The sequence below is a fragment of the Paenibacillus zeisoli genome (genome assembly GCF_003994465.1).
Taxonomy (GTDB): Bacteria; Bacillota; Bacilli; order Paenibacillales; family Paenibacillaceae; genus Fontibacillus; species Fontibacillus zeisoli.
Genome location: NZ_RZNX01000002.1, coordinates 125,350 through 148,563 on the forward strand (window position 1 = coordinate 125,350; position 23,214 = coordinate 148,563).

Here is a 23,214-nt window from a genome sequence, read left to right on the forward strand (position 1 = left end):
GCCCACTTCATTTTGGGACACCAGAGTTACTTCGCAAGGTGTCTCCCTGGATTGGCTAACAGCCAAACTTCTGTAAACATGCGCCTTAGCTTTGAACTTGATATTCAAAGCTAAGCGCATTTGTATATTAAGCCGATGCTGCAAATCCGTTTTTGAACTTCTCAATCGCGGCTTTTAGTGCTGTTTCATTATCTGCAGTCAGATCTTTGGTATCGCGAATGGACTGCAGAACCTCTGCATGATGGCTATCCATAAAGTTGTGGAACTCGCCTTCAAAGCGGCGGATATCCGTAACTGGAATATCATCGAGATACCCTCTTACTGCGGTATACAAGCTGATAACCTGCTTCTCAACCGGAAGCGGCTGGTTAACCCCTTGCTTCAGAATTTCCATCAGACGTGCACCACGGTTCAGACGGGCTTGAGTAGATTTATCAAGGTCAGAACCGAATTGGGAGAAGGCTTGAAGCTCGCGGTATTGTGCGAGGTCGAGACGGAGTGAACCGGCTACCTTCTTCATGGCTTTGATCTGTGCGGAACTACCAACACGGGATACGGAAATACCTACGTTAATCGCAGGACGTTGACCCGCGTAGAACAAGTCGGACTCCAGGAAGATCTGTCCATCCGTGATGGAGATAACATTCGTAGGAATGTAGGCAGATACGTCAGATGCTTGAGTCTCGATGAAAGGAAGTGCTGTAATCGAACCGCCTCCAAGCTCATCGCTAAGCTTAGCTGCGCGCTCCAACAGACGGGAGTGCAGGTAGAATACGTCACCAGGGAATGCCTCACGGCCCGGTGGACGACGAAGCAGCAAGGACAATTCGCGGTATGCCGCAGCTTGCTTGGACAAGTCATCATAGATGATGAGAACATGCTCACCTTTGTACATGAAGTACTCAGCCATAGCTACACCAGCATAAGGAGCAATGTACAGAAGTGGTGATGGTTCGGATGCAGAAGCGCTGACTACGATAGTGTAGTCAAGTGCACCGTGACGACGAAGCGTTTCAACCACGTTAACAACTGTAGATTGTTTTTGTCCGATAGCGACGTAGATACATTTAACACCGTTACCTTTTTGGTTAATGATTGCATCAATAGCAATCGCAGTCTTACCTGTTTGGCGGTCACCGATAATCAATTCCCGTTGGCCACGGCCAATTGGAACCATCGAGTCAATCGCTTTAATACCTGTTTGCATTGGCTCATGTACCGATTTACGGTCGATTACGCCTGGTGCGTTGTTCTCAACCGGACGGAACTCAGTTGTAGCGATCGGACCTTTACCATCGATTGGTTGTCCAAGCGGGTTCACTACACGGCCCAGCAATGCTTCACCAGCAGGAACCTGCATGATTTGTCCTGTACGTTTCACTTGGCTGCCTTCGCGAATTTCGCTGTAAGGTCCAAGGATTACGACACCGACATTGCTTTCCTCAAGGTTGAGGGCAAGGCCGAATACGCCATTTTCAAATTCGAGGAGTTCGTTTGCCATTGCATTCTCGAGTCCGTGAACACGGGCAATACCATCACCTACTTGAATAACGGTACCGACTTCAGCTACCTCGATTTCCGTTTTATACTGTTCGATTTGACTTTTGATCAGTGTACTGATCTCTTCAGGTCTGATACTCAAGAATTTCACCCCTATCTTCAGTGCTTATCTTCGAAAAGACTTTTCAAGGCGTTCTAATTTACCAGCAAGACTGCCGTCATACAGCGTGTCACCGATAACCACCTTCATACCGCCGAGCAAACTTTTATCAACCACGTTTTGAACGCGAATTTTCTTGTGAACGATTTCTCCGAATTCCTGAGCAACTTTAAGCTGCTCCTGTTCATTCAGAGAATAGGTTGTGTAGACTGTGGCATTGGCTAGGCCAAGCGCATCGCTGGAGATCTTGGTATAGCTAGCGAGCGCCTCGGGCAGAATATCTGCTCTTCCACGCTCAATAAGCAGCTTCAGGAAAGAAATCACAGACTGTGAAAGCTTCCCCTGCAGGCTGCTCTCAAGCACCTGCCATTTTGCATCCTCAGAGATGTTAGGAGATTCAATGAAATTTACAATCTCCTTATCTGCAGTCAGCGCTTGTACAGCGGCCGTTAATTCCTGTTCCACTTCAAGTGTGCGGCCATCCTGTGCGGCAGCTTCATATAAAGCCTTTGCATAACGTTTGGCTACAACCGTTTCGCGGCTCATGATCTGCCACCGACTTCTTTAAGGTACTGATCTACCAGTTCTCCTTGAACACTATCTTCCTTAACTTCCTTGCCAATCAATTTGGAAGCAATCTTCACGGATGCCACACCAACTTCTCCGCGCAGCTGCTCCACCGCTTTGTTCTTCTCGTTCTGGATATCACGAACAGCTTCGTCTTTCAGACGTGCAGCTTCCGATCTTGCCAGTTCTACGATCTGAGCGGCTTGCTTTCCACTAGTCTGCTTCGATTGTTCAATAATTTCGTAGGCCTGCTGACGCGCTTCCTGGAGGGCTTGCTTCTGCTCCTCGACGTAGACGGTAGCCTGCTCACGAGTGTTAGCTGCTTCACTCAACTGCTGTTGAACGAGCTCGCGACGCTTCTCCATAACGGAGAAGAGCGGGCCGAAAGCATATTTGTTGAGCAAGATATACAAGATCAAAAACGCGATTAATGTAAATACAAAGGACTCCCAATGTAAACTCAAACTTGTCACTCCTTTCCGGTGCCGTAAGGTTCCTCTTTCAATAGTTCGAAATGCTCCGGTCTAAAAAGAAGGGCGCGGATGACTGTGGCCTTCCCCGCCAAACCTTTAAGCATTTAATTATTAAGCTGCTCCGTAGAAAATGAACGCTAGTACTACCCCGATGATTGGAAGTGCTTCTACAAGGGCAACCCCGATGTACATCAATGTTTGCAGGGATGATTTCGCTTCTGGTTGACGAGCGATACCCTCAACTGTCTTACTTACGATCAAACCGTTACCAATACCAGCGCCCAGTGCGCCCAAACCTACCGCGATTGCGGCTGCAATATATGCCATAACTCCCATTTCTAAGTCCTCCTCAGTAATTGTTAAATTTATATTTCGGCTAAGAACAATCAAATCCTGCTCTTAACAAGTTACATTTAGTGATCATCTTCAGCAGCATAGGTCTGTGAGATGTACAGAAGGGTCAACATTGTAAATACAAACGCCTGAATTGTACCGATAAAGATACTGAACGCCTGCCAAACAATCAAGCCGATTACCGAGAAGACGCCGCCTACAGGACCTAGTGAGGTCAATCTCAGGATAACGGTGATCAGAACTTCCCCGGCGAAGATGTTACCGAATAGTCGCATACCATGCGTCAACGGTTTGGAGAATGTCTCGATCAAGTTGATTGGAAGGAAATACGGATACGGATGAACGTAATGTTTGAAATAAGCTCTCGTATTCTTGAACATTCCCAGTCCATGAGACAGAAGGAACACCATAATAGCCAAAGCCATACTCGCGCTTGCATCCGCAGTCGGTGATTTCCACCAAGCCACTTCCACTTCAGGCTCTTCATTAGGATGCTGCTTGTGAATAGCTTCCATCTTCTCCGTCACCGACACTAGAGGTTGGCCAAAAATCTGTGCCTTCTCCGCATCGTGAACATCCGTAACAACCCCGAAAGGCAGACCCAGCATGTTACTTACAAAAATAAACATAATCAGTGTCATAGCCAAGGAGATGAATGGTTTGCCCTTCTTCCAGTCCATGGTGCTGTTCGAAAGTCCTCTTACGAACTCAACCAGCCATTCCAAAAAGTTTTGCATTTTGCCAGGATTCTCAACCGACAGGTTGCGAGTGGCCAAGCGTGCGATAATAAATACAATCACGCAGCTTACAATTAACATAAAGACGATAGACAAATCGATATTTAGTCCGCCCAATTTAATAATTGGAGCTTCATGCATGTTTTCTCACCCCTTTCTCCGATAAAACGTTCAGTTTTCTTTCCGAGAAAATCGAAAGCCGATAAAAAGAATAAGAAACTGCGCCAAAACTAAACTTCCAGCCACTGCGATTACATTAAAGTAACCGGGTGCTTTGAGTGCAAGCATAACGGCCAGAATGCTTAGGGCGGCACGAACTCCAAATCCCATACCACTGCGATTCCCCGCCTTGTTGGAAGCTACCGCCTCCGTTACTTTCTTCACCTTGTAGCCCAAATATAGGATGTTAATGAAGCTAACGCTCGACCCCAGAACCAACCCTAGAGCAACACTCCGATAAGACGGCAGGAATGCGGCGACCAATAGGCAGAGGGCAAGAAAGTAAAGTGTCAGCATGGTTAATACCCTGCGGTATTTGGTCAGTTCATTCATCACTTTCCCCCATGACTGCTTTAATGATGGCAATGATACTCACAGCCCCGACAAAGAGTCCAAGCAGCACTCCGAAAGCGGTCCCAATTCCCGATAAATTCCACATCTTATCAAGCCAAGATCCGACATAAAATCCGCCAAATGTACAGGCAGCAAGACTGCTTCCTACCGTAGTGACGAGCCCCATAGCTTTCAAAGGATTTCCCTTGTTATTACCGGGTTTTTTTGGCTTTTCAGGCCTGTTCATTATCATCCCAACCTTATAATCCCAGTTAATTTTACTTAATGTCACGAGACTTTGTCAATTGGCGGGTTATTACGAAAACAGGCCTGAAAATATGAAAAATGTCACAGCATTTTCTCGCCAAACCCACGTAATCCGTACAGTTCAACTGTATACTGTACTGTTCACTTTTACAAACTATAACTTATACATTTGTGAACGTTGTGTGAAACTTCTCCGGACGAGACTCGTCCAGTCCGAAATGGTGACAAATTGCCTTGACGATTCTCTCGGAAGCCTTCCCATCTCCATATGGGTTGGCAGCGCGGCTCATCGACTCATACACAGCTTGATCAGACAGCAGGGTTCTTGTCCGCTCATACACCTTTTCTTCATCTGTCCCCACCAATTCAAGCGTTCCGGCTTCAATCCCCTCTGGGCGCTCGGTTGTATCACGCAGAACCAGCACCGGTACGCCAAAGGAAGGAGCTTCTTCCTGCAAACCACCGGAATCTGTCAGAATCAGATGCGTACGCGGATAGAAGTTGTGCAGATCCACAACATCCAGCGGATCAATCAGCTTGATACGGGGATGGTTGCCGAGAATCTCGTAAGCCGGTTCCCGTACCGCAGGGCTAGGGTGAACTGGATAGACAATGGCGATATCCTCGAATTCGTCTGCAATTCTCCGAACAGCGTTAAAAATATTCCGGTGCGGTTCTCCCTGGGACTCTCTGCGGTGTGCCGTCATCAGAATCAGTCTCTTGCCCTCAGCCCAGTCCAGTACCGGGTGCCTGTAATCCGACTTCACGGTATATTGAAACACATCTGTAACGGTATTGCCTGTGACATAAATGGTTGAATCATTCTTATTCTCTTTGCGAAGGTTCCCGGCGGACCAATCTGTTGGCGCAAAATGAAGATCTGCAATTACGCCAGTCAGCTGACGGTTCATCTCTTCCGGATATGGAGAGAGCTTGTTCCAAGTCCGAAGTCCGGCTTCAACATGTCCCACCTGAATCTGCTGCAGGAACGCTGCATAGCTGGCCAGGAAGGTTGTCAGTGTATCCCCATGAACGAGTACGATATCCGGCTTTGCCTTACTCAGCACTTCCTCAAGACCCTGCAGTACCCGAATCGTGACTTCGTTCAGAGTCTGGCGCTCCTTCATTACGTTCAGGTCATAGTCCGGATTAATCTGGAATACCTCAAGCACCTGATCGAGCATTTCGCGATGCTGGGCTGTTACACAGACAATCGATTCGATCTTGTCCGGATGCTTCTGGAGCTCAAGAATGAGCGGAGCCATCTTAATCGCTTCCGGTCTTACACCAAAAATCGTCATCACTTTAATCTTGTTGTTCAAAACTGTAACCCCTCTCTATTTCCCTGAAAACTACTTCGTTCCGTACAGACGATCGCCGGCATCACCGAGACCCGGAATGATGTATCCGTGATCATCGAGGCGTTCATCCATCGCCGCCACGTAGATGTCTACATCCGGGTGAGCTTCCTGAACCGCCTTAACCCCTTCGGGCGCAGCAATCAGATTCATCATCTTAATCTGCGTGCATCCGCGCTTCTTCAAGGACTCAATAGCGGCAATCGCTGAACCCCCGGTAGCCAGCATAGGATCTATAACAATCAGCTCACGTTCTTGAACATCTGTAGGAAGCTTAACGTAATATTCTACCGGCTGAAGAGTCTCAGGGTCACGGAACAAGCCTACATGACCAACCTTGGCGGCTGGAAGCAGCTTAAGAACACCATCCAACATACCCAGACCTGCACGCAGAATCGGAATAAGACCCAGCATACGGCCGGATATTACCTTTGACTCGGTCTCTGCAACCGGAGTTTGTACAATTATCGATTCCAGTGGTACATCTCTTGTAATTTCGTAAGCCATCAAAGTAGCGACCTCATCCACCAGTTCACGGAAATCCTTCGTGTTCGTGCGCATATCGCGGATAAATGTTAATTTGTGTTGAATCAATGGGTGATCACATATCACCAATTTTCCCATGGTTAGTCCCTCCGGTTATGTTGCTGCTGTGTTCTCTTAAGAGGCCTGTCCCCTGTATGTATCAGCTTCTATACAGTCGAGCTAGTATAATAGCGGCCAAATCCTGTTTATTATATCACTCCCTTGGGCCATTTTCACCTTTAAATGCACCATTATCAGCCACAATTACCAGATCGGACAAAATCAATTCAATTATTGCCCGGCTGCCTCTATCAAATACGTGCACACACCAGCTCAACTGGTTACCCGCATATACAGCAAGTGGCTCCAGCACTGTCCAGTGCGGAGCCACCAAGGATTCAATAATGATTAATATTTCATTTCCGGATACAGCGGATACCGGTCTGTCAATGCAACTACTCTTGCACGGGCTTGTTCAAGCACGGCTGAGTCTTCAGGAGCTTTCAAGGTCAATGCAATAATGCGTCCGATTTCAACCATAGCCTCTTCATCCATACCGCGGGAAGTCGCAGCCGGAGTACCTACACGAATACCACTGGTAACAAATGGACTTGTAGGATCGAATGGAATGGCGTTCTTATTCACAGTAATCCCGATCGAGTCGAGGACATGCTCTGCATCCCGTCCGGTAATGTTCAGGCCGCGGGTATCGATCAGCATCAAGTGATTATCTGTTCCGCCGGATACAAGGTTCAGACCCTCTTCAACCAGAGTTTCGGCCAAACGTTTCGCATTCTTTACAACATTTTCGGCATAAGTCTTGAACGAAGGCTGCAGCGCTTCACCCAAAGCTACAGCTTTGGAAGCAATAACGTGCATCAGAGGACCGCCCTGAATACCAGGGAACACCGCTTTGTCGATAGCCTGAGCCCATGCTTTCTTACACAGAATCATACCGCCACGTGGTCCACGAAGCGTCTTGTGCGTAGTAGTCGTTACAAAATGAGCGTGAGGTACCGGGCTTGGATGAAGACCCGCAGCAACTAGACCTGCAATATGTGCCATGTCCACAAAGAACAACGCGCCTACATCATTGGCAATCGAAGCGATGGCTTCAAAGTCAATGATACGCGGATATGCGCTTGCACCCGCTACGATCATACGCGGACGGTGTTTGAATGCAGCTTTGCGCAGTTCGTTGTAATCGATCGTGAATGAATCTTCTTGAACACCATATGCTACAAAGTTGTACAACAATCCTGAGGCGTTAACCGGACTACCGTGAGTAAGGTGACCGCCGTGAGCCAGATTCATACCGAGTACTGTATCGCCAGGCTTAAGCGCAGCCAGGTAGACGGCCATGTTAGCCTGAGCGCCGGAGTGAGGCTGCACATTCGCATGCTCAGCACCGAACAGCTCCTTCGCACGGTCACGGGCGATATCTTCTACGATATCTACATGCTCACATCCGCCGTAGAAGCGCTTGCCAGGGTAACCTTCAGCGTATTTGTTCGTCAGAACGGAACCCAGGGCTTCCATAACCGCTTCACTTACAATGTTCTCGGAAGCAATCAGTTCAATGTTGTTACGTTGACGCTTTAGCTCCAAATTCATTGCCTCAAGTACAGCTGGGTCTTGCTTTCTCAAATTTTCCATGTTCTTCATCCTCCCATAATTTAAAATATATAAGTTGCACAAATGATTTACTTGAAAGCAGCCGTGTGAAATGTTCTTCCGGTCACAAAGCATCAGCCTCCGATGCAGCTTTCTTTGAGAAAGCTTGCAGGGGAACGCTTCGCTTCTCCAGAATCCTTTCACACTCTTGCCTATGGTAATTCTTAAGTTCAACTTATATGGTTGATTAATCACAAAGATTGGAGTCCTGCACGTGTGGCAGAACATAGACCGCTCTTTCTCCGCCAATCAGCTTCGGACGGCTCCAGGCTGCATTCACCCGGGCTTCCCCCACGTACCGAATGGAGGGACGGAAAGGAACAGCGACCCGGCGCAGATGCATGCCGATCATCGTCTCGCCGATGTCGATTCCGGCATGCGCTTCAATCGTCTCTGCAAGGCACGGGTCCTTTAACCGACGATAGGCACCGGCAGCCATCGAGCCGCCTGCTTTGGGAACCGGAACCGCACTAACTTCGGTTAGATGCAGACGTTCGAGCAGGCCGCGTTCGAGGACAAGCGCCCGGTTAAGGTGCTCACAGCACTGGAACACAAGTTCAAAGCCAAATTTGGCCCGAGCCTGCTCCAGTCCTTCATACAGTTCGGCTGCAATGTCCTCGGCCCCATGCGTGCCGATTCGCTTGCCTGCTACTTCACTTGTACTGATCCCGGCTACTACAATCTTACCAGGTCCAAGCCCTGCCGCCTCCGCGAGATCAGACAATACGATAGCAGCCTGTTCACGGATAGACAGCTCTTCATTGCCTTTATTCATTCACACATTCCTCCCATTTCAATCACAGGTATACAGCGTGTGCCAGAACGATATGGATCATGAACCGATTCAGCAGGACACAACTCTTCCCGCACATAACGCCCTTATTATACCTAAAAATCGACAAGAAATCGAAAGAGAGAACGAAAAAAAGAGCAGTACGCATCTAAAGAATGCGTGTGCTCTTTTGCCCAGGCGACCGGCCGTATACTCCGATGCTCCATCGTGGTTAGCCCACTCTCGTCGCCAGTCACATCGGATCTGCAATTTTCAACTTCATCATATAGCAATCACAGCTGCATTGCAAGCCAAATTAACGAGAATTGCGCTCCTTCAGCAAATCCATCAGCTTGTCCAGCGCAGTTCGGATTTCAGCTGCTGTACGATCATAATCCTCTTTGGAGCCGCCAAATGGATCGGATATGTCGTAGACCGGTATTCTCTGCCGGAGTTCAATCATCCGTTGTCCATCGGCAGCGCTCATCTGCTGTCCCAGAGACATTTGCAGTTCCCTTGCAGCAAACAGACCGTCCAGTTCCCGGATATCCGCCAGCACCTGCTCATCATCTTCCACATATTCCTTAAGCGTATAAGTCTTCCCCGCTGTTCCCGGAAAATACTGAATAACCTGCCTCTTATGTCCTTGAGTTAATGTAAGAATCAGATCTGCCCATTCCGTAAGCTCTGCCCGCAGCGGCGTGGAAGTAATCTCATCGTGAATCTGGTTCTCTCTCAGCACCGTCTCCGCATGGTAGGAGATCTGTACCCCCTCCGCTGCCGAAACTCCGGCAGAACGGACCTCAACGTCTACACCGCGTTCCTTAGCCAACTTACGCAGCATGCCTTCAGCCATCGGGCTGCGGCAGGTATTTCCTGTACACACAAATAATATCCGCATACCTGTGTCTTCACCTCCGGTAGCTCTCTAGCTCCAAGTATCTATTTTCTACTATTGTATCAAAAGATAAACATCAGTCCAAATGCAAGAAGAACAACTCCACCTGCCGCCTCTCCATAATCACCGAGACTATGGCTCACCTTGCGCCCCAGCATCAGACCCAGGACAGACATCAAGCCGCCAAAGAAGCCAAAGGCCAGCACGGTAAGCACCAGATTACTATGAAACATCCCCAGCGATACGCCAACCGAGAACGAATCGACACTCACGCTCATGGCGAACAGCAGCACCCCAAGGAGAGTACGCGGATTCACGGCCTGCATGCCACTTCCCCGCCAAGAGCTTATAATCATATGCGCTCCAAGCAGCACGAGCAGTCCCCCCGAGACATATCCGGCCACCTGTCCGAGCAGCATTCCCAAGTACTCCCCCGTAAAAATGCCCAGCAACGGCATGAGGATATGGAACAGGGCAATGACCAAGCTGATCCGCAGGACTTCCCGCAGACGCACTCCCTTCATGCCGATACCTATACCCAATGAAAAAGCGTCCATCCCTAAGGCTGCCGCCATCATTACGATCGTCGCCAGTTCACCAAGCCGTTCGACTGCTTCATGCATTGATCATTCCCCCATGTCCGCAATTCTCGGCGTATCCCTTGCGCCGAATCCCGTCTTTATACCAAATTATGCGGACAAGGCAGGGTTCATGACAGCTTATCCATTACCGGGGACAAGAGAGTTGGCCCGCGAAAAAAGATTGTCCACGAACAGGCATGAAGCCAAGGTCTTCATAGTAAGCATGGGTATATCCAAGAATTGCAGGGGGTTAGCGAAATGGAATCTATTGAAAAGTATCTGGTGCTCATTCATGTCCTGGCGGCGATTATCGGGATCGGACCCGCTTTTGTACTGCCTATCATCACCCATTCGGCCAAGACAAGCAGTCAGCTAAGGTTCGTCTTTCATCTAAATGACAAGATCAACAAGTTCCCCAAATTCGGCGGAATTATCTTGGTAGTCACCGGCATTCTTCTTATGGTCCTGGATCACACGGGCTTCACCAAAATGTGGCTTAATGTCAGTCTCGTATTGTTTATCCTCATCGAGATTCTTATCATCGGGTTCCTTGAACCCGCTATGAAAAGAGCCGGTAAGCTCATAAAGAAGCACAAAGGAGAAGGTATTCCCGAAGGCTACCTCCCTATGGCCCGCAAAATCAACACGCTAAGCCGAATCGTACATACCCTTACCGTGCTGATTATTATTCTTATGGTAATTCGTCCTTAAACAAGAAAGGCCCAGCATCGAATGCTGGACCCCGTACGTTAATTAAGCTTCTCCGAACAAATCCATCTGACGCGGAGCGTTATTTGCCGGCTTCATGCCGAGCAGAGACATCATTTCCTTGGCGTTATCTGCCGCATCGCCGCCGGAGTTATTATTAAATATCATATAGATATCTCCTGCGTCTTTCTTCTGTAGTTCATCCAGGTGATCACGCCATTCAAGGAGCTCCTCGTTAGAGTAGCGGTACAGTGTCCGGATTTCCCGCCAGTTCGGAGCACTGCTCATCTTCCACCCCGCCGCATTTCTCCCATGGAGCCGGATAAAAGTTTTGCCTGGAGCCCCGGGCTCAAGCACTGTGGGAACCGAACCGTGACCTATCTGGGGCTCATCGCAAATGACGTGGAACCACCCTTCTTCCCGCATAAACTGGATAGTTTTCTCCCGGGTATCGTTCTTGAACCAACTCGGATTCCTGAACTCTATGGCAAGCGGAAGCTCGCCCATCCACTTGCGGATGGCCCGGAGCCTGCGGATGCTGTCCAGCGTGCAATCGAACCAGGGCGGGAACTGAAAAAGTATAGCATTGAGCTTGCCTGCTTCGACCACGGGATCAATAGAACGAATAAAGGCTTCAAACATTTCCCCAGGGCCTGCAAACTTCTGGTTCTTCCCCCGCGAGTGGCCAGTCATCCCTTGATAAGCCTTAACAAAGAATGTGAAATCCTCTGGAGTCAGATCCACCCACCGCTGAAAATTGGCCTGCGATTGTATGGCATAGAAAGAACTGTCCACTTCTACCACAGGAAAGTGCTGCCCATAGATTCGCAGTTTCTCCTTTGCAGGCGTACGTGCAGGATATAGATCATCATGATCTCCCCATCCGGTAACTCCTACCTGGATCATTGCCATCCCCGCCTCTCTTGGTAAAAGGATTGTTATACGTCTATTACCTCATCCCCAGCGGCTTTAAGCAGGCGGTTCATCACCGCGACGCCAACCCCCTCTTCGGGGCAGGCCTCCGCAACCATGAAGGTCGCGCCTTCTTCATCGAAGCGGCGCAGCCCCGCATAGAGCCGGTGCGCCGCGGTCTCCAGCGCACCGATCGGGCCGAGCGAGATCACGATGCTCGCCCGGTACCGGTGCAGGTGCTCGTCATATGCGAGCACCCCCGTCACTTCGCCGCGCGCCTCCGCCGCGGCGAGCTCGGCCTGGACCCGGGCCGCCACGGCTTCCGGGTCCTGCCCACGCACAATGCGCAGGCTGCCGCGCGGCGCATAGTGCGTGTACTTCATGCCCGGCGAGCGCGGCGCCGGGCTGTTCTCCTCCCGCCCGCTATGCAGGGCGGGATCGGTGTGCACGCTTGCCGCCACGCGGGCAAGCGCCTCAGACGTGACCGAGCCGGGGCGAAGCACGGTCACGGTGCCGTCCGGGCCGGCCTCGGCCACGGTGGACTCGAGGCCCACACCGGTGGGCCCGCCGTCCACGATGCCGCCGATCAGGCCGGCAAGGTCCTCGCCCACGTGGCTCGCTAGCGTGGGGCTCGGGCGCCCGGACCGGTTGGCGCTGGGCGCTGCAACCGGGCAGCCTGCGGCGGCGATGAGCCGCAGGGCGATAGGGTGGGCCGGCATGCGCACGGCCACAGTGGACAATCCCGCGGTCACGCGCGGGGAGACTGCGCCGGGGCGGACCGGCAGCACCAAAGTGAGCGGGCCGGGCCAGTAAGCTTCCATAAGCCGGCGCGCTGTATCGTTCACGTCCAGAACAATCTCATCCAGCTGGGACAGGTCCGCAATATGGACAATAAGAGGGTTGTCCGAAGGTCTGCCCTTGGCAGAGAAAATCCGCTCAACCGCTTCATTGCTGCGTGCATCAGCCCCGAGGCCATAAACCGTCTCTGTCGGGAAGGCCACCGTCCTGCCAGCACGCAGAAGATCAGCCGCTTCCCGAATGGCCTTATTCACTTCATCTTCATGAGAGCCGGTATACTCTGAGTCTTCCGTATCCGCGCCGCCGTTTACGTTCCAATACTTAGTGGCCTCATCGCCGCAGTGCTTAGATTCCATTGAGATCCCAATCTTTCTTTATCATATTTTGGCCGAGCTTCTTCCCATACGAAAAAGCGCCTCATTCTCCCAAACCTAGTGCGTTGCACCAGACTGCGGCAGAGTGAGAGCACTCTAAATAGCTGATCTGAGCTAATTCAAAATTGTCCATTCCAGCCATACCGGCCTTTATTGCTATGTATATCAGAGCCAGGTCGGTGGATGTAATCCTCGCCTAAGATTATAATCCTAGCTTTAATTTATTCATCGTATTAATTTATTTGCAGCCGACTTGATCTGATTACTGCGGATGATCTAGCTTAGCTCTTCTTGCCTGTAGACATTTATTGTATAAGTGCGTGAATATTATATAACAGTTGAGCTTACTCACTCGGCTTTAAGCATTTATAAGTCAGTCCGGTCTATATACCAACGAATATTTTACCATAATTCCGGTATGAAACAAACGATTAGGCCATTCAATCACTCTATTTCAGGAAAACAAACTGCCAATCCAGTTGAAAAAGCCGCTGAGCAGATCCCACAGAAAGAACCGAACCTCCGGGGCCTTGGATTCTGTTTTCGCTCCCGCTCCCTTACTTTCTGCTGCAGATGCGGTCTTCACCTGATCTCCAGCCTTGGAGACTGCATCCCCTGTGCCAGCATCAATGAAGCAGAGCGGCGGGAACAGCACGCACCACCAATTTTGACCTTCTCCGGTCCCCAGCGTTACCCGAACAGCCTCATAATTCCCCGCCGGATAGACTTCCCCGCCATACAGCTTGGTTGGGAAAGGAACGACCCCAAGCTCCACCTTGTAGCTGTACGATTCGCCATTGGCCCGGAGCGTCCGGCCGACTTGTTCTTCAATCTCGGGAAGCTTGGTACGTACAATCTTTCGCGCTTCCTCAAGGCTTTGCGGATGATCCAGCTTCTCCACCCACCCGTTCATCTGCTCAACAACGGCGTCCCGCACATGGCGCTTCACAATCTGATCCTCAGGACGATCGGAATTGGCAAGAATACGAAGCCGGATCGAATCTTTGGGAATCTCCGTCTTGGCTACGGCTGCGTCGGTCTTCTGCCCTTCCCAGGACATAAGCAAGATAGCCATGCAGAGGATAAGCAGCAACGCACTACGCACGCCAAGTCCGCTTCTTGTCCTATTATATTTTTCGAATTCCTTAGTATCCTTAGTTTCTTTAGTTCCCCCAGCTTCTCTATCTTCACCGCTTCGATTCAACGTCATTTCGATTTCCCCCTAACCGTATGGTGCTGATATCTATCAGTATGTCCGGTTAAGAGATTCGTAAACCTATGAATCTATCATTTATTAATTTCTCGTATCTTAGCATATAAAAAAGCCGCCCTGCTCGGTCCCCGCAGAAGCTGAAGGACGGCAAGACGGCTACTACTATATTGTACTATTCCCCGCGGGTTCATCCCAATGTTAGCTCGAGCGGGTAAGCGAGGCCCGAGTCGTCCGCGGAATATCATCATCCACTTCATGCCCGTGGATACGCACGCTCATCGCAAGACCCAGACTCGCCATATTGATCAGCAGCGAGGTTCCCCCATAGCTGATAAATGGCAGCGTAATCCCGGTCAGCGGCATCAGTCCCATGAACATGCCGATGTTCTCGAAGATTTGATAGAGCCACATCGCCACGACACCCACGATCAGCAGCGGTCCGACCTTATCTTTGCACTCGAGCGAGATCAAGATCAACCTGTGAATGAGTATGAAGTAGAGCAGCAGCAGGACCGAGCAGCCAAAGAATCCAAACTCTTCAGCCACCACCACAAAGATGGAATCAGAGTACGTATAAGGCACCCGCCCGGACTGTACATAAGGTCCCTTCATATATCCGTTGCCGAACATGCCCCCGGCAGCAATGGCCACACTGGCATTCTTCGTATGATAAGCCGCATTCTTGTCCGCTTTATCCGGCAGCAGCCAAGGATCCATCCGGTTCAGCCAGTGCTCCTTATTGGTCTGCTTCAGGGTGGTCGCAATCTGATCGTGGAACGTCACATAGGCTTTGATCCCCCCGACAACAGCTACAGCCGTAATGACCAGGATGATCAGGGCATGAGAATACTTCAGCTTTCCGATCCACAGCATCCCGAGCAGAATGACCAGATAGCTGAGTCCATTCCCGATATCATTCTGTTTCATCGCCAGGGCGAAAGGGATAAGGGTGACTAGACCGAGCGGAACCACATCTCTCCAGAACAAGAGACGCATCCGGTATTTACGCATCAATAGAGCAGCGAGGGTAATAATCAGCACAAGCTTGAACAGCTCAGCCGGCTGCAGGTTAATGAAGCCCAAATTCAGCCAACCCTGCGCCCCGTTGAGCTCTTCCCCTTTGAAAATAACAATAATCATAAGAATAGCGCCCGCTCCGAATAAATACAGAAAGTATTTCGTCAGCAGCCTGAAATCAATCAGCATCATGCCAAAGAAGGCCATAAAGCCGGCAATATAGAAAAAGATCATTTTCGTATCGTTGCCCTTGAACTTGGGCCATGCGGCAACCCCGCTATGGATAAGAGCGATACTTAATATCCCGAAAATGAACACAATAAAAACAATCGACCAATCCACTCTCTTCCACTTGTTAAGCATGAAGCGGCTCCCTCCAGCGTTCCCCGGGTACAGCATTACCACTGTTCTTCCAGAAGCTATCTATATTTATATATTTCCTATCTCAATCGGTTATTCGTCCCAATCTCTACCCACGCAGAGAACCTTGTAAAAAGCCTTTAAATTCCATGGTACACTATCGTTCTGTCTCTGAACAAGCGCAGGCTCGCTTCCGTTAATTCTAATATAGAGTAGGCAGTCTATGAAACGCAAATTAACTGGGATTACCTGCAGAGTTTGCCTATTCAACTTCTGTTACGAACAAGCTGCAGCTGCTTAGGGCTTAACGGTGGAATCCAAGACATTCCCCTGGCGATCTAAGCCTGAACTATTCCCAACCAGGATTCGAAGCTCGCCAAAAGCAGCCCTTTCATTCAGTAAAAAATACCGCCCTCTTGGAACCATTCCCATAGAATACCCTGCTTCTTTTCTTCCCGCAGGTTCAAGCCCTCTTAATTGCGAGCTATCCCCAGCACATGCCGGTCAATCCCGGCGAGGTCCGGGATAGTCACGATCTCATCCCAGTGACCAGCCGACCGCAACAGCTCCGCCACATCTGCGGCCTGACCCATCCCCAGCTCAAAGCCGATCAGCCGCGGGGGGGCGGGCAGGAGACGGAGCTGATCCATCATAATCCGGTAGGGGGTGAGCCCGTCGGGGCCTCCATCGAGCGCCAGCCTGGGCTCGAAGTCCCTGACTTCGGGCTCAAGGGTCTCGATCTCCTCCGCCGGAATGTAAGGCGGGTTGGAGACGATGATATCAAGCGGCTCGCCGGCGAACGGTTCAAGCAGGTTCCCCTGCTTGAACGTAATATCAGCCCCGAGCCGCGCCGCATTCTCCCGCGCAAGCGCAAGCGCATCCGGCGACAGGTCGCCGGCAGCCATCTGCCACGCGGGACGCAGATGCTTCAGGGCAGCCGCAATGGCGCTGCTGCCCGTCCCGATATCGGCCGTGCGCGGCGATCCGCCCGGCCAGAGCTTGTCGCCTTCGGCGGCAATGGCTTCCACGAGCAGCTCCGTCTCGGGGCGCGGGATCAATACGGCCGGGGTGACCTTGAAGGTCAGGCCGTAGAATTCCTGCTCCCCAGTGATGTACTGCGCGGGCTCCCCCGCCGCCTTCCGGCGCACGGCTTCTTCCCAGGCGGCCGCATGCTGCGCCGGGAACGGGTCACGCAGGGCCATCAAATACTCGGCCCGGCTCACATTCAGCACATGCCGCAGCAGCAGCTCGGCATTGGACTCTGGTTCATCCACCCCAGCCGATGCTAAAAAAGAAGAAGCCTCCTTAAAGGCTTCTATCAACGTACTTCCTGAAGACAGCTTGAACTCATCTATATTCAAGGATTATTCTCCTTTGTCCATCATTTCAGCCTGCTCGGCAATGGTCAGTGCGGAGACGAATTCCTCAATCTCCCCGTTCATCACTTGATCGAGCTTATGCACAGTAAGGCCGATGCGGTGGTCAGTTACACGGCTTTGAGGGAAATTATACGTACGTATCCTTTCACTGCGGTCACCCGTACCTACCTTGCTCTTCCGTTCACCAGCGAACTTCGCTTCTTCCTCTTGACGCTTCACATCAAAGATACGGGCCCGAAGTACCTGCAGGGCCTTCTCTTTGTTCGAGTTCTGTGATTTGCCATCCTGGCAGGTAGCCACAATCCCGGTAGGGATGTGTGTAACCCGGACTGCCGATTTGGTGGTGTTAACAGACTGTCCACCAGCACCGCTGGAACAGAACGTATCCACACGAATATCCTTGTCATGGATTTCAATATCGAAATCCTCAACTTCAGGCATTACCGCCACGGTGGAGGTAGAGGTATGAATACGTCCACCCGATTCCGTAGAAGGAATACGCTGTACCCGGTGGGCACCGCTCTCGAATTTCATTTTGCTATAGGCTCCGCGTCCGTTGATCATGAAGATGACTTCTTTAAAACCACCCAGATCACTCGCGTTCACATCCATCACATCCACACGCCAGCCTTGGGAATCGGCATAACGGGTGTACATGCGGTACAAGTCAGCCGCGAACAGAGCCGCTTCATCGCCGCCCGCCGCGCCGCGGATCTCCACAATCACGTTCTTGTCATCGTTCGGGTCCTTCGGAAGCAGAAGGATATGAATCTTCTCCTCAAGCTCCTGCTGGCGCTTGGTGAGTTCATCAATCTCCATCTTAACCATTTCGCGCATCTCATCGTCAAGCTTCTCGGCCTGCATCGCTTTCGCGGCATCCAGTTCTTCCATGACGTTCTTATATTCGGTAAAAGCCTCATAAGCAGGCTGTAAGTCTGATTGTTCCTTGGAATAATCCCTAAGTTTCTTCGGATCACTAGCCACATCCGGATCACATAGCAGCTCGCTTAATTTCTCATAACGATCAGCAAGGGATGAAAGTCGATCTAACAAGGAAAGCACCTCTCTTCGCATACATAATTTCATGACTAAAATGTTAAGGTAAACGACTTTTTATTATAGCATGGTTTTGTCCATTTGAATAGATGGCTAATACTCAACCCACGGTAAATATACCCTATATTCATGTGCAGGGGTGAGAGTTTTTAATCATGTGAGTTAAGCCCTCAAAGTTAACTCAACCAAGCAGAACTACACAGACTTCTCCTACTATGTTATGTAACTCATCCCTTGCATGCGCTTCTCTTAAGTGATCTAAAATGATTTAAAACGTTCCCACATGTCTTGAGTAACCTTATGTAATCTTGGTTGACCTTTTGTAATTATAAAATAGGACTTCCCTCCAGCTTCACAATATTAGCAGCATGCCTGTGGCCTATACAAAAGCCCCGTCCGTCTGATGAAGCACATCTCTCAAATTCACCGGTCTACCCAAGGGGTCTCCCAATGTCTACTAGAGGATGCAAATTCATGTAACGGGCGGGGCTGTTCGCTCTATACGCTCAATTGAAATAAGACCTATACGTTGAAACGGAAATGCATGACATCGCCGTCCTGTACGACATACTCTTTGCCTTCAAGGCGAAGCTGACCGCGCTCTTTGGCTACGTTCATGGAGCCTGCGGCAACCAGGTCATTGTAGGAGACTACCTCGGCCCGGATGAATCCGCGCTCGAAGTCAGAGTGAATAACTCCCGCTGCTCCAGGAGCTTTGGTTCCTTTGCGAATCGTCCAAGCACGTACCTCCTGAACACCGGCGGTAAAGTAAGTGTAGAGTCCAAGCAGACGGTAGGCCGCTTGAATCAGACGGTCCAAACCGGAAGCATCCAGTCCAAGCTCCTCCAGGAACATGGCTTTGTCTTCGCCTTCAAGCTCGGCAATCTCCGCTTCTACCTTCGCACTGATCGGCACCACTTCCGCGTTCTCGGCAGCGGCAAACTCTCTTACCTGCTGTACGAACGGGTTGCTGTCCGCTTCAGTAACTCCATCTTCACTTACGTTAGCCGCATAGAGGACCGGCTTCAGGGTCAGCAGATGCAGATCGCGTACGATCGCTTTCTCGTCATCCGACAGCTCGATGCTGCGTGCTGGCATATCGTTATAGAGCGCTTCTTTGACGCGCTCCAGAACTTCAACCTCTTGGGCGTACTGCTTGTTGCCGCCCTTCATGTTTTTGCGGGAGCGTTCGATCTTCTTCTCCACGCTGTCCAGATCAGCCAGAATCAGCTCCAGGTTAATCGTCTGGATGTCGCTGATCGGGTTGATTTTGCCATCAACATGGGTAATGTTCTCATCCTCGAAGCAGCGCACGACATGCACAATCGCATCCACTTCACGGATATGGGCAAGGAACTTGTTCCCAAGGCCCTCACCTTTGCTGGCGCCGCGCACAAGCCCGGCGATATCTACGAATTCAAACGCCGTAGGCACGGTGCGGTTCGGCACCACGAGCTCTGTCAGCTTATCGAGCCGCTCGTCAGGCACTTCGACTACGCCTACGTTCGGATCGATGGTGCAGAACGGATAGTTCGCGGATTCGGCACCTGCCTGCGTGATCGCATTGAACAGTGTCGATTTGCCGACATTCGGCAGACCCACGATTCCTGCTTTTAAAGCCATATCTATGACAACTCCTCATTATTGTAATTGCTCAGTCTTCTTCAACCATAGTACATATACCCCGGAAATATTTCAAGGATAGCAGGTGAAAAAACCTCAGATCGCCATAACCTGCTTCTTAGCCATCAACGGCCTGAGCCCTCGGTTAACCGCACGCCACGCTTCTAGATGCTTGTTACCTTCTGAATTTTGAAGGATTAGGAGGGGAAGAATTCCGGGAGACCAGGGGGAGGCTCCCTTTCTTCGGTATGGCTGCTGCTCTCAACGGGCAGCTTCACACATTAGCTGCTTCCTTCTGTATCTTGCCAGAACAGCGGCTCCAACATGGCAAAAACCAATCCGCTGCGGATTGGCCTGCTTAAAAATTTGACATTTCTGCTCCCTCGACGGATCATTTCCGCGTGGTCTTTGTGCTCACCAACTGGTGAGGAAATCCGCGTGCTGCATTGTTCCCATTCTATCAGCAACTTCGATCCGCCCACGGTAGGCGTTCTGTTAGACCGCAAAGGTCAGAAGATGTACACGGAGCAGGTCTTCACTTGTAAAAAAGAGAAGCGACTTCCTGCCCGCCTTCTTGCTTCGCCTACTATAGAATCATCCGGTTTGCCGAACGCCCATCTAGCTTCCCCTACTTACGAATCAGCCGATCCGTTGTCTTAAGCGCAGCAATATCTGCTGCGCCAATTCCAAACATCGCTGTGCGCAGTTCGAACTCCACCCGGCTGAGCACCTCGTCAAGCAGCTGCTCGGACTGTACTGCCGGGCTAAGCAGCGCCCGGCCGAAGCCGGCCAAGTCAGCGCCAAGCGCCAGGGCCTTGGCTGCATCCACGCCCGTGTGCAGCCCGCCGCTGCCGATAAGGGCACCGCCCGGAAGTGCTGCGCGAACAGCCCGGATGCACTCCGTCGTCGGGATTCCCCAGTCGGCGAAGGCTTCTGCAGCAAGGCGGCGAACCGGATCGCTGCTGCGGAACTTCTCCACCTGGCTCCAGGAGGTTCCCCCTGCTCCGGCAACATCAATGAACGCAACTCCGGCGTTATGGAGCCGAACAGCTGTGTCAGCATCAATGCCCCAGCCCACCTCTTTTATTCCTACAGGTATAGAGAGGTTACTACATAGATGCTCGATGCGCTGCAACAACCCGCCAAAGGCCGTATTGCCTTCAGGCTGGAATACTTCCTGGAGGCCATTCAGATGAAGGACGAGCATGTCGGCTTCAGCAATCTCCACGGCCCTCCGGCAATCATCGGTGCCAAAGCCATAATTCAGCTGAACTGCGCCAAGATTGGCGATGATCGGGATCGTCGGTGCCTTATGCCGCAAGGCAAACGTCGCTGACAGCTCCGCATGCTCCACGGCCGCGCGGACCGAGCCGACACCCATGGCCCATCCGCGGCGCTCCGCCGCCTCAGCCAGCCGTTCATTGATGCGTCCGGCTGTCTCGCTCCCGCCTGTCATTGAACTTATCAAAAGCGGCGTTCTCAGCTTCCGCTCCATAAAGAATGCACTTAGATTAATCTGCTCAAAGTCGATCTCCGGGAGTGCGTTATGCCGAAAAGCATACTGATTAAAACCGCTGGTTACTCCCACGGTATTGACCTCTTCATCCAGACATATGCGTATATGCTCGGTCTTGCGGCCCGATGTCAAAGACAACGCTGCACCAGTGGAGTTATTCTCATTAGAGGCTGATTGCAGCGTCTGAATGCTGTCACCGAATTCCCTGCCTAACTCGTTGCTTGCCATGTTTGAGATGTTCGGCTTATTCACCATGTCGAACATGTCCGCCAGATTTGGCATTCCCGGCGTATTTTCCATATCTGCATTGTGTTCCATGTCTGTCATGTTCAGCTTGTTCGTCTCCGGTTTATTTCTCAACTTGGCTGTGCTTGCCCGCCGGCCCGCCAAGCTCCTTCTTCTCCGTTCGCCCTGTACGCCAAAACGTTCCTTCATCCGCGCCTCCTACCGGCTGCTGCCGTTCATTACTTGTCTATTTCGCAGCATAGCATATCCGTGTTTTATTGCTATTATAATTCAGCTATAAGGGACTAGCCTAACTTTCTATCCCAGCTTATATAATCACGATCTACAAAATGTCTCTTTTGCGATATAATCGGCTACCAGCTGGCCGGACAAAGTGACCATCGGAGTTCCCCCGCCTGGGTGTGTCGTGCCGCCGGCGAACCAAAGTCCCCGAATATCCTTGCTGCGGTTAGGGGGACGAAAGAAAGCCTGACTCCGATGTGTTCAAGGCGCTACCGAAGCTGCATCTTGCGGAGACGGTATATGACCGGCTGTACCGATATTTCCAGGATGAGCGGCTGAAACTGTCGTGGACGCAAAAAAGCCTCCCCCGATGGGTCTACCTCTGTCACAATGACAGCGATATAACCTAGCATGAAGGCCTTAACAATTTATTCAGAAGCTTTGCGCACCAGCGACTCTAACCAAGTCTTCCATTCCTCGGTGGGCAGCTTAATGACCGACTCAGGATACTTGCAGCAGGAGGCCCGTTCATATGCCCTGCCCCCAAGCGTCATCGTGATATGGGGACAAGCTTCCTTTAAACGGCCAACCAGCTCGTCCGTTTCTTCAATTAGGGACGGATCAGTCAGGGACAGACAGACAAGTGAAATGTCTTGGTTGCGAATAATCTGAACCAAATCCTCCTCAGGCGTATTCGCACCCAGATAGAGCACCTCCACGCCATGCTTGCGGAGGAACAGAGAAAACAGCAGGAGGCCTACCTGATGGTGCTCACCGGGCGGGCAGAAGGACAATGCCTTGGGCATGAGATGATGGATTGGAAACAGGTGAAAAAATTGAAAAAACCGCTGGGAAATTAACTGGGTCATATAGTGCTCCTGGGCTACGCTCGCCCGCCCCGTCTCCCACGCATCCCCCACCTTGATCAGCACAGGCACCAGCACGTGGTAGAACATGGCATCATAGCCGTATAGCGAGAAGCCGAAGTCGATCAGCGCATTCGCTCTCTCTCCCTGAAAGGCGTGAAGCGCCTGATAGATCTGCTCCTCCATCTTGGCGTAGGCGGTCTGATCGCCTACCTTGGGATGTTCCTGTAGCAGCACGGAAGCCTCATCCTGCTCTTTTTTGCGGCTTTTTAGCATTTTGACGGCCTGTGAAATACTTGCCCCCTGCTCTTCAACCTGTGCTTTAAGCCATTTCAGATCTTCTATATTCTCTTCTGTATATAAGCGGTATCCGGCATCCGTGCGTTCGGGAGTTACGGCCTCGTAGCGGTTCTCCCATGCCCGAATCGTAACCGTTGGAATATTCAGCATCGCTGATACTTGTTTGATCGAGTACAACCCTTTCACTCCACTCTGGTTCTTTTTCC

The 23,214-nt window shown here is 51.0% G+C and carries 23 protein-coding genes and 1 riboswitch; of the genes, 1 reads left to right on the forward strand and 22 read right to left on the reverse strand.

Translation table 11 applies throughout. From position 1 onward, the window contains the following. Positions 1-127 precede the first annotated feature (127 nt). The 13 genes from atpA to EJP77_RS06635 all read right to left on the reverse strand — a co-directional run bounded on the left by atpA (position 128) and on the right by EJP77_RS06635 (position 10,460). Complete coding sequence (gene atpA, locus EJP77_RS06575; RefSeq protein WP_127198425.1) at positions 128-1,642, reverse strand: F0F1 ATP synthase subunit alpha; 1,515 nt, start codon at positions 1,640-1,642, stop codon at positions 128-130. A 24-nt stretch (positions 1,643-1,666) separates the two neighbouring features. Next, positions 1,667-2,206 (reverse strand): F0F1 ATP synthase subunit delta, encoded by a 540-nt coding sequence (locus EJP77_RS06580; RefSeq protein ID WP_127198426.1) that lies wholly within the window; start codon positions 2,204-2,206, stop codon positions 1,667-1,669. Further along, positions 2,203-2,691 (reverse strand): F0F1 ATP synthase subunit B, encoded by a 489-nt coding sequence (atpF, locus tag EJP77_RS06585; RefSeq protein WP_127198427.1) that lies wholly within the window; start codon positions 2,689-2,691, stop codon positions 2,203-2,205. Before atpF ends, EJP77_RS06580 begins: the two co-directional genes overlap by 4 nt. Positions 2,692-2,811: 120 nt before the next feature. Then, positions 2,812-3,036, reverse strand: a complete 225-nt coding sequence (gene atpE / locus EJP77_RS06590; RefSeq protein ID WP_127198428.1) for a F0F1 ATP synthase subunit C — start codon at positions 3,034-3,036, stop codon at positions 2,812-2,814. 77 nt (positions 3,037-3,113) lie between these two features. Next, positions 3,114-3,932 carry a F0F1 ATP synthase subunit A gene (atpB, locus tag EJP77_RS06595; protein ID WP_127198429.1) on the reverse strand — a complete coding sequence of 273 codons (819 nt, stop codon included), beginning with the start codon at positions 3,930-3,932 and terminating at the stop codon, positions 3,114-3,116. Between the two features lie 30 nt (positions 3,933-3,962). After that, entirely contained in the window at positions 3,963-4,343 is a 381-nt protein-coding gene (locus EJP77_RS06600) for an ATP synthase subunit I (protein WP_127198430.1), read from the reverse strand. Further along, complete coding sequence (locus EJP77_RS06605; RefSeq protein ID WP_127198431.1) at positions 4,336-4,590, reverse strand: AtpZ/AtpI family protein; 255 nt, start codon at positions 4,588-4,590, stop codon at positions 4,336-4,338. Before EJP77_RS06605 ends, EJP77_RS06600 begins: the two co-directional genes overlap by 8 nt. A 181-nt stretch (positions 4,591-4,771) precedes the next feature. Next, on the reverse strand, positions 4,772-5,911 hold the full coding sequence (gene wecB, locus EJP77_RS06610) for a non-hydrolyzing UDP-N-acetylglucosamine 2-epimerase (protein ID WP_127198892.1): 1,140 nt from the start codon (positions 5,909-5,911) through the stop codon (positions 4,772-4,774). 51 nt (positions 5,912-5,962) lie between these two features. Further along, entirely contained in the window at positions 5,963-6,592 is a 630-nt protein-coding gene (gene upp, locus EJP77_RS06615) for a uracil phosphoribosyltransferase (protein ID WP_127198432.1), read from the reverse strand. Positions 6,593-6,901: 309 nt separating this feature from the next. Continuing rightward, positions 6,902-8,149, reverse strand: a complete 1,248-nt coding sequence (locus EJP77_RS06620; RefSeq protein WP_127198433.1) for a serine hydroxymethyltransferase — start codon at positions 8,147-8,149, stop codon at positions 6,902-6,904. Between the two features lie 205 nt (positions 8,150-8,354). Next, positions 8,355-8,942 (reverse strand): TIGR01440 family protein, encoded by a 588-nt coding sequence (locus EJP77_RS06625; RefSeq protein ID WP_127198434.1) that lies wholly within the window; start codon positions 8,940-8,942, stop codon positions 8,355-8,357. A 182-nt stretch (positions 8,943-9,124) separates the two neighbouring features. Continuing rightward, a riboswitch (ZMP/ZTP riboswitch) is annotated at positions 9,125-9,206 on the reverse strand. Positions 9,207-9,255: 49 nt separating this feature from the next. Then, entirely contained in the window at positions 9,256-9,840 is a 585-nt protein-coding gene (locus EJP77_RS06630) for a low molecular weight protein arginine phosphatase (RefSeq protein ID WP_127198435.1), read from the reverse strand. A gap of 59 nt (positions 9,841-9,899) precedes the next feature. Beyond that, positions 9,900-10,460, reverse strand: coding sequence for a manganese efflux pump MntP (locus tag EJP77_RS06635; RefSeq protein ID WP_127198436.1), 561 nt, complete (start codon positions 10,458-10,460; stop codon positions 9,900-9,902). 216 nt (positions 10,461-10,676) lie between these two features. On the opposite strand from EJP77_RS06635, the gene EJP77_RS06640 reads away from it, so the two are divergent. Continuing rightward, positions 10,677-11,129, forward strand: coding sequence for a DUF2269 family protein (locus EJP77_RS06640; RefSeq protein WP_127198437.1), 453 nt, complete (start codon positions 10,677-10,679; stop codon positions 11,127-11,129). 42 nt (positions 11,130-11,171) lie between these two features. Here the strand turns inward: EJP77_RS06640 and EJP77_RS06645 are convergent, their stop codons facing one another. From EJP77_RS06645 to EJP77_RS06685, 9 genes are all read right to left on the reverse strand, one after another. After that, a complete protein-coding gene (locus EJP77_RS06645) occupies positions 11,172-12,032 on the reverse strand; it encodes a DUF72 domain-containing protein (RefSeq protein ID WP_185897207.1) in 861 nt (286 codons plus the stop codon). Positions 12,033-12,064: 32 nt separating this feature from the next. Beyond that, positions 12,065-13,192, reverse strand: a complete 1,128-nt coding sequence (locus EJP77_RS06650) for an L-threonylcarbamoyladenylate synthase (protein WP_127198439.1) — start codon at positions 13,190-13,192, stop codon at positions 12,065-12,067. 472 nt (positions 13,193-13,664) lie between these two features. Continuing rightward, the gene (gene spoIIR, locus EJP77_RS06655; RefSeq protein ID WP_127198440.1) at positions 13,665-14,420 is read right to left on the reverse strand and encodes a stage II sporulation protein R; all 756 of its coding nucleotides are present in this window, start codon (positions 14,418-14,420) and stop codon (positions 13,665-13,667) included. Positions 14,421-14,621: 201 nt separating this feature from the next. Further along, positions 14,622-15,803: an FtsW/RodA/SpoVE family cell cycle protein gene (locus tag EJP77_RS06660; protein ID WP_127198441.1), complete on the reverse strand. Its 1,182-nt coding sequence runs from the start codon at positions 15,801-15,803 to the stop codon at positions 14,622-14,624. 470 nt (positions 15,804-16,273) lie between these two features. Next, positions 16,274-17,161 carry a peptide chain release factor N(5)-glutamine methyltransferase gene (gene prmC / locus EJP77_RS06665; RefSeq protein ID WP_127198442.1) on the reverse strand — a complete coding sequence of 296 codons (888 nt, stop codon included), beginning with the start codon at positions 17,159-17,161 and terminating at the stop codon, positions 16,274-16,276. Positions 17,162-17,164: 3 nt separating this feature from the next. Beyond that, the gene (gene prfA / locus EJP77_RS06670) at positions 17,165-18,232 is read right to left on the reverse strand and encodes a peptide chain release factor 1 (protein ID WP_127198443.1); all 1,068 of its coding nucleotides are present in this window, start codon (positions 18,230-18,232) and stop codon (positions 17,165-17,167) included. A gap of 525 nt (positions 18,233-18,757) precedes the next feature. Then, positions 18,758-19,858, reverse strand: coding sequence for a redox-regulated ATPase YchF (ychF, locus tag EJP77_RS06675; protein ID WP_127198444.1), 1,101 nt, complete (start codon positions 19,856-19,858; stop codon positions 18,758-18,760). Positions 19,859-20,486: 628 nt separating this feature from the next. Further along, positions 20,487-21,512, reverse strand: coding sequence for a type 2 isopentenyl-diphosphate Delta-isomerase (gene fni / locus EJP77_RS06680; protein ID WP_246021801.1), 1,026 nt, complete (start codon positions 21,510-21,512; stop codon positions 20,487-20,489). Between the two features lie 758 nt (positions 21,513-22,270). Next, complete coding sequence (locus EJP77_RS06685; protein WP_127198445.1) at positions 22,271-23,185, reverse strand: MerR family transcriptional regulator; 915 nt, start codon at positions 23,183-23,185, stop codon at positions 22,271-22,273. Positions 23,186-23,214: the final 29 nt, after the last annotated feature.